This window comes from Roseateles sp. SL47 (genome assembly GCF_026625885.1).
Taxonomy (GTDB): domain Bacteria; phylum Pseudomonadota; class Gammaproteobacteria; order Burkholderiales; family Burkholderiaceae_C; genus Roseateles.
Genome location: NZ_CP113068.1, coordinates 6,159,796 through 6,172,153 on the forward strand (window position 1 = coordinate 6,159,796; position 12,358 = coordinate 6,172,153).

6 protein-coding genes are annotated in these 12,358 nt (G+C 66.8%); 4 read left to right on the forward strand and 2 right to left on the reverse strand.

The features are described 5' to 3' along the window. Positions 1-35 precede the first annotated feature (35 nt). Complete coding sequence (locus OU995_RS26665; protein ID WP_267833179.1) at positions 36-1,547, forward strand: efflux transporter outer membrane subunit; 1,512 nt, start codon at positions 36-38, stop codon at positions 1,545-1,547. Here OU995_RS26665 and OU995_RS26670 read toward each other — a convergent pair whose 3' ends face one another. Both OU995_RS26670 and OU995_RS26675 read right to left on the reverse strand, forming a co-directional pair. After that, a complete protein-coding gene (locus OU995_RS26670; RefSeq protein WP_267833180.1) occupies positions 1,548-4,004 on the reverse strand; it encodes a CehA/McbA family metallohydrolase in 2,457 nt (818 codons plus the stop codon). It abuts the gene before it with no gap. A gap of 10 nt (positions 4,005-4,014) precedes the next feature. Then, the gene (locus OU995_RS26675; RefSeq protein WP_267833181.1) at positions 4,015-4,764 is read right to left on the reverse strand and encodes a PEP-CTERM sorting domain-containing protein; all 750 of its coding nucleotides are present in this window, start codon (positions 4,762-4,764) and stop codon (positions 4,015-4,017) included. Between the two features lie 996 nt (positions 4,765-5,760). On the opposite strand from OU995_RS26675, the gene OU995_RS26680 reads away from it, so the two are divergent. From OU995_RS26680 to OU995_RS26690, 3 genes are all read left to right on the forward strand, one after another. Then, a complete protein-coding gene (locus OU995_RS26680; RefSeq protein ID WP_267833182.1) occupies positions 5,761-8,040 on the forward strand; it encodes a GGDEF domain-containing protein in 2,280 nt (759 codons plus the stop codon). Between the two features lie 62 nt (positions 8,041-8,102). After that, entirely contained in the window at positions 8,103-9,287 is a 1,185-nt protein-coding gene (locus OU995_RS26685; RefSeq protein ID WP_267833183.1) for a hypothetical protein, read from the forward strand. A 185-nt stretch (positions 9,288-9,472) separates the two neighbouring features. After that, on the forward strand, positions 9,473-12,277 hold the full coding sequence (locus OU995_RS26690; RefSeq protein WP_267833184.1) for a TonB-dependent receptor plug domain-containing protein: 2,805 nt from the start codon (positions 9,473-9,475) through the stop codon (positions 12,275-12,277). The last annotated feature ends 81 nt before the right edge of the window (positions 12,278-12,358 follow it).

Here is a 12,358-nt window from a genome sequence, read left to right on the forward strand (position 1 = left end):
CCGGTCCACACGACGGCACAGGCGGGGCAGAAGTCATGAAGCAACGCCCGTCCGCCCTCGCCCGGCTCGCCACGGGTGCGTCCGTCCTGGCGTTGGCCGCGCTGCTGGCCGCCTGCGCCAGCGCACCCAAAGGCCCCAACTATCAAGTGCCGGCCAATGCCGTCATCCAGAACCCGCATGCCGCCGAGCCCTTCCGCGAGCAGACACGGGCCGCTGCCGAACCCGGGCCTGCGCCCTTTGCAGCAGAGCCGCTACCTCCGCATTGGTGGCGCCTGTTCAACGACAGCCGCCTGGATGCGCTGGTGCAAAAGGCACTGGCCCGCAACACCGATCTCCTTCAGGCGGCCGCCCATCTCGAACAGGTCCAGGCCCTGGAGACGGAAGTGTCCGGCGCGGAGAAGCCCAGCATCAACGTGAATGCGGCGCCCTACTACGGCCACCCGTCCGGCACGTCGATGATCAAGAAGGACTACGTGCCCCCAGACAGCTTCCGTTATTCCGGCAGTGTCGGCGTCTCCTATCAGCTGGACCTGTTTGGACAGATCCGCCGCGCGGTGGAATCTTCCCAGGCCAGCACCGAAGCCGCTGTGGCCGCGCTGGATCTGGTCAAGGTGAATGTGGCCGCCAGTACCACACGGGCCTATGCAGAGGCCTGTGCCACCGGTCAGCGGCTGGAGACCGCGCAGCATTCGGTGGAGCTGCAGCGCCAGGCCCTGGATCTCACCGAACGGCTGCAGCACGCCGGCCGGGTCGGTGAGATGGATGCCGCGCGGGCGCGCAGCCAACTGGAGCAGTTGCAGGCCGCCCTGCCTCCCCTGCTGGCGCAGCGGCAGTCGGCACTTTATCGGCTGGCCACGCTGACCGGCGACCTGCCGGAGCAGTTCCCGCAGGAGTTGGCGCAATGCCATGAGCCGCCCCGCATCACGGGCACCATCCCGGTGGGCGATGGCGCGGCCCTGCTGCGCCGCCGTCCGGACATTCGTCAGGCTGAGCGCGAACTGCATGCCGCCACTGCACATATTGGGATGGCCATCGCAGACCGTTATCCCAAGATCAGCCTGGGCCTGTCCGCCGGCTCCGGGCCCAGCACCTTCTCCCGCTTCGGGCGCTCGGAGTCGCTCAGCTTCAGCCTGGGCCCATTGATTTCCTGGTCCCTGCCCAACAATGGCGTGGCGGATGCTCGCATTGCACAAGCCGAGGCCTCGACCCGGCAAAGTGCCGCGCGCTTTGATGGGGTGGTGCTGAATGCGCTGCGGGAAACCGAGACGGCCCTGAACCAGTACGCCCGGGAACTGGACCGCCGCGCGGCCCTGCAACGCTCCCGCGATGCCGCCGCCGTGGTGGCGGATCAGGCGCGGCGGCTGTACAAGGCCGGCAAGGTGGGTTATCTCGATGCGCTCGATGCCGAGCGGGCCCTGGCGGGCAGCGATGCGACGCTGGCGGCCTCGGAGGCCACCTTGATCGATGAGCAGGTGCAGCTGTTCCTGGCGCTGGGCGGTGGATGGGAAGCGCCCCCACCCACCACCGCAGCGGCGCAGGCCCATTGATCAGGGATAACTGATCGTCAGCTTGTAGGGCACCGTGGCGCTGGAACCCGCGTAGGCCTGCACCTTGATGTAGACCGTCTGCGCGGCGCTGCCATTCTGATAGGTCAGGGACTCCGCACTGGTGCCGCCTTCCGAGCGGGCCAGACCCGCGCCGGTGCTGCTCACCACATAGAGGTCGTAGTCCACGCCCGTCGTGGTGGGGCCGGTCATGTCCACCCGCAGACGCTGATTGGCCGCCAGGGTGAGCTTGAAGTAGTCCTTGTCCGACGCCGTGCTGATGTAGCCGGACATCGACGTGCGGCTGCCCACCACATTGGCCGTCGCAATGGTGCCGTTGGGCTCCACTTCGTCACCCGCATTGACCGCATTGCTGACGTTGAAGCTCACCGCCGCCGAGGTGGTGGTGTTGCCTGCGGCGTCATAGGCCTTGGCCACCAGGTTGTGGCTGCCATTGGCCAGTAGCGTCGAGTTCACGGCCAGGGTGTAGGGGGACGCGGTGACCGTGTCCTTCAACACGCCATCCAGCCAGAACTCCACCTTGCTCACACCCACGTTGTCCGCAGCGGACGCGTTGAAAGTGATGGTGCCGGAGCTGCCCGAGACGGTGGCGCTGACCGTCGGCGGGGTGGTGTCGCCGCCCTGCACGCCCTGGTTGACCCAGATCGGCGCGGACCACAGCACCTTGCCATCGTCCTGCGTGACCTTGGCGTAGTAGAAGTGCTTGCCGGTGGCCGGGGTGATGGTGGCCGTGGCCGTGTTGGCCAGCTGCGTCACCGTGCCATTGCGGCCCGGCACACCTTCCCAGATTTCGGTGGACACGACGGTGCGGCCATTGGGGTTGTAGAAGCCCACGTTCAGGCTGACCGATCCGCTGTTGTCAAAGCGTTCGCCCATGATCTTGCCATTCGCGCTGAAGATCAGCTGCGAGTACTTGTCCATGGTGGCAAACACACGGCGGGCCTTCAGGGCCTCCACCAGGCTGGCCTTGCTCAGCGCCGTGCCGGTGGGGATCAATACGGCCGTCCGGTTGGTGTAGCTGGCCCCCCAGTTGGCGCAGTGGTTGTCCTGGTTGGTGGCCGGTGCCACATGGAAGCCACGCTCCAGCAGCTTCTTCCAGGCCGTTTCGTAGGAGCTGCGGGACGTTTCCGTCTCGGTGGTGTTGGACGAGAACGCCGAGGTGTTCATCACCTCCGACATCACCATCACTTCGTCACCATCGGCGCTGTAGGCCATGTCGGTGCCGTTGATGATGAACTGGCCGGTGTCGTCCGGATGGTTGAACTGGCCGATCAGGCCCTGGGCGCGCATCACGGAATAAAGCGTGGCGTAATCGCTCTTGGCAATGTAGCGGTCACCAAACAGCTCATTGCTGGCGTTGTATTCCCACGAGAACAGCTCATTGCTGTTGAAGATGTTCAGGTGGCCGCCATTGCTGATAACGCCCCATTCCATGCCGTAGAGCGCCAGGAAGCCCGGGTTCGCCGACGTGTAGTCGGCCGCGATGCTCAGGCCACGCTGATAGCGGGCCTTGGCCGCCGTTGCGCTGCCGGCGGTGTTGGTGCTGGACGAGCCGTCGAAGTAGTGGTTGTGGTCGGTGTTGGCAAAGAAGTCCAGGCCCACGTTCTTCGCGTACGGGAATGCGGCGTCCGGACCATACGCGCCGGTCTGCGCCGGCTGCGACGAACTGCAACTGCCGATGGCGCCGCCGCCGTCAGAGTCGTTGGTCTGGCCGTGGAAGCTGCCGTAGTACACGGTGTAAGGCCAGTTGCCGGCGCTCACCGACGCGGCCAGACCCCGCACGCGCTGGTTGGCTTCACCGTTGGCACCCACGGCCAGCGGGCGCAGCGTGCCCATGGCGACGGCGGCGGGTTTGCCGACCGCAAAGTTCCAGCTCTGGGTCACCGGGCCGTGGCCGCTGGTCCCGATGCTGGTGAGGATTTCATTGAACCGGGCCTCGCCGCCCTCGGCCTTCAGCACCGTGCTGGCTGGCGCGCTCACCGCCACCAGGGTGGCGCTGTAGATGCCGCTGGTGGACGTGTCCCCCGGGCCGGACCAGTCCAGCTTGAGAGACTGCACATCGCCGGTGTAGGCCTCCACACCGGCCCAGGTCTTGACCACCGTGCCGGCCGGATTGCGCAGTTCCACGCGCCAGCCCAGCCAGGTGCCCGATGGGGCGCCGACATAGTCCAGGCTCACGGTGAAGCTGCGTGCGCCAGTGCCTTCCGCGCCGGTGAACGGCACATTCAGTGCGGCATCGAACTCGTGGTGATCCGGATATTTGGCGGTGGCGTCGGCCGACAGTGCAGACGCGCGCTCTTCGCTGGCGGATGCAATGGTCACGGTCGTTTCAGCGTTGCGGCCGCCGCCGCAGGCCACCAGGGAGAGCGCCAGCAGGCTCAGGCCGCCGACCTGGGCCGCGCGTGCGGCGTGTTGGGACAAACGATGCAGGAATTCCATGTTGATCTCCTTATTCCGGGCGACGGCGACGTGCCACCAGACCCACAGCCCCCAAGCCCGCCAGCATCAGCGCATAGGAGCCCGGCTCCGGCACGGCGGGTGTGGGCACGTCGGCGACGATTTCGGTGCCGGTGAATCGGACCATGTCGTAGCGGATGGTGCCGCCCGTGCCGTAGGTGCTGGTGGTGCCGGCATAACTGCTGGTGCCGGGCGCAAAGATGCTGACCAGTCGCACCGCAAAGCTTTCGTTGTTGGCCACACCCAGCACCGACGAGAAGTCGAAGCTGATGCCGTTCACGAAGCTGCCCTGGCGGGTCATCTGATACGTTGTGGCCTCCAGCCAGCTTTCGCCATCCACCGTGTAGAGCAATTCGGTCCAGGCCGATGCGGTGGCGCTATTGCGCTGGTCGAAGCTGAACACGATGTTGTCGTAGCCGGTCGTGTCCACGCCGAACTGCACCCCATACACCCCGCTCTGCTTGCCTTGCGCCGCATAGTTGGCGGTGTTGAGCGCCTTGCCGTTGGTGATGTCGTCGCTGCTGCCGGTGGACGAGACGAACTGTGTCGTCAGCGTGGTGCTGCCGCTCAGGAAGGCGATGCTGGCGCCGTTCTGACTCAGGTCGTGTTTGGTGGTGCCTGGGTAGCCGCCATTGGCCGCATCAAAGGCGCCGTTGAAGTCCCATTCGGCCACCGTGGTCTGCGCCTGGACGCCGGTGGCAATGAAGGCGGCCAGTGCCAGCCATGCGGGTTTAAACACCATCTGAATCTCCTACCCTTGACGAATTTGCAGTGAATTCATTTGCGCAAACGTTTCCGGCTCGACGTTTCTACAAAACGAATTCCACTGCAATGAATGTGTGTGAATGGCAAAGCGCCGGTGAAGCGGCCGGAGCGTATGCGGGCTTCATGACAAGACGGTTGCGGGGAAGCCCGAAGTGGGGCATGCCCATCCCCCATGAATGAGGGAAAGGGTTTACACGCGATAAGCACAAACGCGGTGCGCCGCCGCATGCATTGCGCCGACGCAGTGCGGACTGCACCGCGCCGGGCCTCCCTGCACGCACGCCGATGGGCACGGGCAGGCCCATGGCCCTCCGAATACGGACGCACCATTCATCCCTGCCAAGGCAGCGTGTCCACCGCCCTGCCCCTGTGTCATTTCCCGTTCAATCGCTACCCCAACTCTGCGCTGGGGCAGGCGCAGCTCCACCCATGGCAAGAAGGTGGCCGAAGCCAAGGCCATTGCGGCGAAGGGTTGGCACCACCCCAAACAATCGCCATGAGACGCTGGACCGGGATGAGGCGGTGCAGCGGGAGGCCCGCCAGGTGGCCATGGCCAGCGAGTTGCGGGAATGGCTGGCCCCTGTTGAGCCACCGACATCGACGTATCTATTCGTAACCTCACCACACGCCAAGGCCCGGCCCGGCAGGCGCCGCAGCGGCCAGCCATGCCCATGCCACGTGTGGCAAATCTCACATACGGATCGGCACCAATGGCGATAGTCGCCCCACTGGCCGTTTAATCGCACAGATGGGCGGTCATGGGGTGGATCGCCATACCTGCGGTAAATACATTTTGTTATGGTTGCCGCCGGCCTGCGCAAGACAGGTTTTCAGCGCCCATCAAAACATTCCATGGCGCTGATGATGAGGGAGAGAGCGTGGACGCGAAGATTCAACAGCGCAGGCGGGGTCCTGGCGCGGCCGTTGCTGCCGTGCCCACGGCGCTTTCCGTAGCGCCACGGGGAGAAGGGGCATGAGCCTGCTGCCCTTGCCACTGACCCAGTGCGAAGCCCCGAATCTCGATGATGCCCGGTCGCTGCTGCTGATCCACCTCCCACGCTTTGCTGACCGCGACGCCCTGGCCCGTGCGCTGGGGACGGTCGACAGCAGCGAGCTTGTTCCCCGCGTGCTGGCCGCCTGGTTCCTGCGCCAGTACGACAGCCAGCACACCGCCCGAATTGCTGAACAGCTGCTCGGCGACCCGTCCATCGCCCAAGGCGACACGCCCTTGCTCCGCCATGCGCGTGCCCGGCTGCAACTGGCACTGGCCGATGCCTACAACCTGCGTGGCGAGCATGAATCCGCGCTCAGCCTGGCCGATGAAGCACGGGACGGCTTCCAGACGCTCCGCCACCTGGCCGGGCAGTCGGATGCGGACTGGGTGGCCGCCAACATCGTGCACGACCTGGGCGACTCCCGCCTGCGCAACCAGTTCATGCGCAGTGCCGCCACCCTGGCTCAGGAGGCGGAGGATGCGGAACGGATGCAGACCGCCGAAATGGCGCTGGCCTGCTTTGCCGCCTTTGAAGATGCGATCGCGGCGGCAGTGGCCTGGGGCTCTTCGGTGCGGGCCCATGAGGACACCCCCGTCCCGGCACTGCGAGCACTGGCCCAGTTCTTTCTCTTCATCACCGAATGGGCCAAGGGCGCTTGTGATGCCGCGCTGGCCCATGCGTTGCTGTCCATCCAGGCCTCCGAAGAATGCGGACAGATGCGGCGAGCGCTACTGGACAACGCCAACGTCGCCTCGCTCTTGATGGAACTGGGGGACCTGGACGCCGCTGCGGCGCGCCTGCGCTATCGACTGGACATTGCCCGTCACTGCGCCTGGCCGCATCCGCTGGGCTGCACGCTGTCAGTGTTCTCCGAGGTGCTGGTGCGCCAGAACCGCGCCGACGAAGCCCGCGTGTACGCGCAGCAAGCCGTGTCGGTGCTGTCCCGCGTGCCCCGCACCACCCATTTCCTGAATGCGCAACTGGCGCTCGCCGATGCCCAGCTGGAATGCGGGGATGTGGACGCGGCCGAGCGGGGCTTTGTGCTGGTCAACCTGCATGGCCGCCATGTGGAGCTGGTGGAGGACCGCGCCTACGCGTTGTTCGGCCTTGCTCGCGTCGCCCATGCGCGCGGTGATCTGCCACAGGCCCGCTCCTTGCTGGACAAGGCGCTGCATCAGCCCCATCTGGATCCGGACCAGGCCCTGCGTACGCTCATCTGCCTGTCCCGGGTGGCACAGGCCCAGGTGGAGGCGGGGGTGCCGGATGTGGCGGAGGACGAACCGATCACCCTGCTGCAACGGGCCCTGCGCATTTCCAACGATCAACTGGAAGGCGCACAGCGCCATGAACTGTTGCTGGAGCTGGCGGACCGGCTGCAGTCGCGGGGTCGGGAGTCGGAGTCCATCGTGGCCCTGCGCGGCGCGCTGGAGGCGCTGGCTGCGGACAAACGGCGCGCCACCGAGCGGCAGGGCATGGCCATGGAGGCCCGCCATCGCAGCGAGACCGTGCTGGCAGAAGCCCAGCACAACCGTGAACTGGCCCGCAAGGAGGCCGCTCGCGCGCGGGAGCTGCAGGCCACCAACCGGGAACTGAGCCGCGCCGTGGCGGCCCTGGAAGCCGCACAGCGCGAACTGATCGAGCGCCATCACGAGCTGCAGAAGGCCAATGAACGCATTCAGGAACTGAGCCTGACCGATCCGCTGACGGGGCTGCGAAATCGCCGCTTCCTCACCCAGGTGATCGACAAGGCCGTGGCGGAGACCCTGCGGGCCCATGCACGCCCGGCCGCTGTGGCGGAGCACGAGTCCAGCCCGGCCGATGCGCCCGGCCCTGGACGCGATCTCTTGTTCTTCCTGCTGGACGTGGACCACTTCAAGCAGATCAACGACGGTTATGGGCATGCGGTGGGTGACGCCGTGCTGGTGGAAGTGGCGGCGCGCCTGCGCGAGGCCACCCGGGGCGAGGATCTGCTGGTGCGCTGGGGCGGGGAGGAATTCCTGATCGTGGCCCGGCATGCCCGTCGGGAAGAGGCCCCCATCATTGCCGAGCGGCTGCTCGGCAGCCTGCGGGAAGCGCCGATCCGTCTGCCCGGCGGTGCGCTGCTGAGTTGCACGGCCTCCCTGGGCGTGGCGAGTTTCCCGAATGAGCCCGGCCCGGACACAGGCGGGGCCGACGGCAGTTGGGAGCGCGCACTGGAGCGCGCCGACGCGGCCCTGTATGACGCCAAGCGGTTGGGCAGGAACCGCTGGGCGGAATAACCGTCGTTGCGGCGGCCCGGCGGGCACTAGACTCTCCCGTGACACTTCACCAGGAGTCGCCCATGTCCACGCCGTCCACGCCGTCCACGCCGCCACCGCTGCTGCTCCCGCCCCCGTCGTTTGAAGGCGTTCACGAGGTCGTGGCCGAGCCCTTGAAGTTCAAGGCCCGGCTGGCGATTGGTGAAGATGCCTACGTCTCTCTGCGCATGATCAACCGCACCCGCGAGGTCTGGGATGTGCTGGGGGCGGCGGGTGCAGGCGCGGCCGTGGCCAAGTCCGGCATGGTCGCGTCGGTGCTGGGCGCCTCCGCCACACCGCTGGGCTGGGTGGCATTTGCGGCGCTCGCCTCCGGTGGGGCCTGCTACGGGCTTTACCGGCTGCTGGGCAACACCAAGGGCCAGCGGGTCATCGAGATTCCCAAGTACCTCAACACGCCGCTGGACACGCTGGGCCTGGCCCTGTTCGACCTGATCGCCCCGCTGTCGCTGCGGCTGGCGGCGCGGGACGGCACGGTGGCACCTCAGCAACGGGACTTCCTCATCCACCATCTGGTGCGCGACTGGGGCCTGGGGCAGCCCTTTGTGGAGCAGGCCGTCCAGGCGGTGGAACTGCGCCTGGCGGATGCCTCGCTGGAGGCCATGGCCATCGAAGGCGCGGAATTCCTGCGGATGAATCCGGACTGCAACCACCAGGCCATCGTGGACGATCTTGCGGTTTTTTTGCGGTCCATGCTGGAAGCGGCCGGCCCCCTGACCCCGCAGGACACCGAAGCGCTGGAGCGCACGGTGCAGTTGCTGCGCACCACGCCCCCCGGCGAACTGACCAAGGCCTGGACCCAGGCCCTGGCGCTGGCTGGCGGCGCGGCTGGCCAGATGCGCACGGCGGTCTCCGGTGCAGCCAGTTGGACCCAGGAGCGCCTGCCGAGTGCAGAGGCGGTGAAGACCACCACCGGAGAAGCCGTGCAGCAGACGCTGGAGGCTGCTCGCCGAGCCGCCGAATGGACCCAGGAGCGCCTGCCCAGCGCAGACACCGTGCGCCGCTCTGCCACAGAAGCCGCCCAGCAAACCCTTCAGGCCGCACGCAAGGCGGCGGACTGGGCCCAAGAGCGCCTGCCAGATGCAGAACAGGTGCGACTCCAGGGCGGGCAGGTGCTGGACCAGGCCTCCCGAGCAGCGCTTGAAAGCGCCAGAACCGCCGCCCGCGTGGCCGACCGACTGTTGCGAAAGCGCCCACCTTCGGACTCCTGAGCCCCGTCCAGGCCCGTTGGCTGCTGGCTTCTAACCGCTGGCAATAAATAAATCAGAAACGATTCCTTCACCTTGAGGACATGACTTCCTAGAGTGCGGCGCTCCTGGCACGGGGCCCACAAGACCCGGTGCCCCACCGGCGGCACCCGCGTGGCGCTGCCCACCCGCACAAAGAAGGAATGCCCTTGAATCCGACCGTTGCATGTGCGCTCCGCACAAGCGCACTCGCTGCCGCCTTGTCCGCTGCATGGGCGCAGTCCGCCCTGGCACAGGACACCACCACCACGGCCAGCCCTCCGGCCCGCGCTGCCTCCGGCCCCGCCACGAGCTCGACCACCGCCCCGGCGGCTAGCCCGGCCGCTCCGTCCGCTCAGACCGAAGCCCAGGGCGCCAACAACGCCCTGCCGCAGGTGGTCGTCACCGGCTCGCGCATCTCCCGCATCAGCAAGGAGGGTCCCAGCCCGGTGACCGTGCTCAAGGGGGATGACCTGGACCGTCTCGGTTACCGCAATGTCTCCGATGCGCTGAGCAGCCTCACCGAAAACACCGGCTTCACCCAGGGCGAGGACTTCGGCAACACCTTCACCCCGGCGGCCAATGCCATCAGCCTGCGGGGCCTGGGCCCCAACCACACCCTGGTGCTGGTCAATGGCCGACGTGTGGCGGACTACCCCAGCCCCTACAACGGCTCGGTCAACTTCGTGAACATCGCCAACATCCCTTCGGCGCTGATCGACCGCATCGAGGTGCTGAGCGGCGGGGCCTCGGCCGTCTACGGCTCCGATGCCATCGCGGGTGTGGTCAACATCGTGCTGAAGAAGCAGGTGGAAGGCGTTACCGTGAACCTGCGCGCCGGGGCGACCGAACGCGGCGGCGGTGAGAACGCTCGCGCCCAGGTCACCGGCGGTTTCCAGTCCGGCCGGCTGAGCGGCGTCCTGGGTGTGGAATTGAGCGGACGCCAACCCATCTGGAGCCGCCAGCGCGACTTCATGTCCGACACCACCACACAAGGGGCGGCCCCCGGTGTGGTGATCGGCCGGCGCAATGCCAGCACCGGCCGCTATCTGGCCCCGGAGGACGGTTGTGACAGCAGCAGCGGGCTCTTTGAGGGTTCCACCTCGGCCTACACCTCCCGCACCGGTGTGTATTGCGGCAGCGGCCGCACCTCTCCCAGCTTCTGGACCACCCAGACCGGCAACCGCAGCGTGCAGGCGGCCGGTGGCCTGACCTATGCGCTGGAGAACGGCCTGGAGCTGTTTGCCGAAGGCCAGTTCGGCTGGGCCCACACCGAAAACAACACCCGCGGCCCGAGCTGGACCTCGCAGGCGGCCGGGCTGGGCTATTTCCGCAATGCCACCACCGGCCTGCTGGAGACCTGGAGTCGCCGCATCTCGCCGGAGGAAATCGGCGACATCGACCGCTACAACCGCATCTGGCAGGACTCCACCCACAACGTGGTGGTGGGCGTGCGCGGCGACCTGAGCAAGACCTGGACCTTTGAGCTCTCCGCTGCCAGTGCGTATTACCTCAACAAGACCACCACCCCGCGCCTGCTGGCCAGCGTGGAGACCCTCTTCCTCGGGCCGCAACTGGGCACTGAGGCGGACGGCACGCCGATCTTCGCGGCGGACCCTGCACGTCTGTATCGTCCGCTGACCGAAGCGGAGTTCAACAGCGTGCTGGGCAAGAGCAAGGGCCGCAACAACAGCTGGAACCAACAGGTCAGCGCCAGCGCCAGCGGTGAATGGCTGCAACTGCCGGCCGGGCCGCTGCGCGCCGCCGTGGTGGCTGAAGCGGGCACCCAGGGCTTCACCAACATCACCGATCCGCGCCTGGGGACCGGTGTGTTCTACAACACCTCCGAATCGCCCAACATCCGCGGCACACGGGACCGCTTTGCGGTGGGTGCGGAGCTGAATGCGCCCATCACACGCCAGCTCACCGCCACACTGGCCGGGCGGTACGACCGCTACCACTTCGCCGGACGCAACGACGGCAGCACCACCTACAACGCGGGCCTGGAGTTCCGCCCCATCGACACCCTGCTGCTGCGGGCCCAGCAGTCCACCAGCTTCCGTGCGCCGGACATGAACTACGTGTTTGCGGCGCAGACGCGGGGCTACTACTCGTCGTCCACCGACTACTACCGCTGCGCCCAGGCCGGTCAACCACTGGCCCAGTGCGACTACGCGGATGTCTCGCCCGGCTTCAACTTCGTGCGCACCGGCTCGTCGGATCTCAAGTCGGAACGGGGCCGTTCGTGGGGATTGGGCGCAGTGTGGCAGCCCACCAGCAGCTTTGATGCGTCGGTGGACCTGTGGAAGATCCGCATCAATGATCTGGTCACCGACCTCGACGCCAACCAGGTGCTGCGCAACGAGGCGGATTGCCGCACGGGTCAACTCGATCCCCAATCGCCGCTGTGCGTGGACGCCATCAGCCGCGTGACCCGCAACCCGGCCGATGCGCTGGTGCGGCCGGGCGAGGTCACCCTCATCCGCGTCAATCCGATCAATGCGGCCAAGGAATCCACCTGGGGCTTTGACCTGGGCGCGCGCTACAGCTGGACCACGCAGGACTGGGGCCGCTGGACGCTCACCAGCAAATACACGGAGGTGCGGGACTATCGCTATCAGCAATCCGCCGATGACCGCGACTACAACCAGGTGGGCACCACCGACTTCACCGACTGGCGCAACAAGTTCGACGCCAGCCTCACCTGGAAGATCGGCGCCTGGACCCACACGCTGGCGGCGCAGCGCAACAGCAAGATCGTGCGCGAGGATCAGGAAGGCTATCTGCCCGCCTACTGGAACTTCAACGCCAGCACGACGTGGCAGGTGACGCCCAAGACCACGGTCAGCGTGACGGTGAACAACCTGTTCGACAAGATTCGGAAGGACCCCAGCGCCACCTGGCCGTTCTATCCGGTGGGCTACTACTTCCCGTATGGGCGGCAGGGCTGGGTGGAGCTGGAGCACCGGTTCTGAGCCCGCAGCGGGAGTGATCGGGAAGCGGGACGGCGCTGGATGGGCGTCCCGCTATCATGCGCCGAGCTGATCACTGGGAAG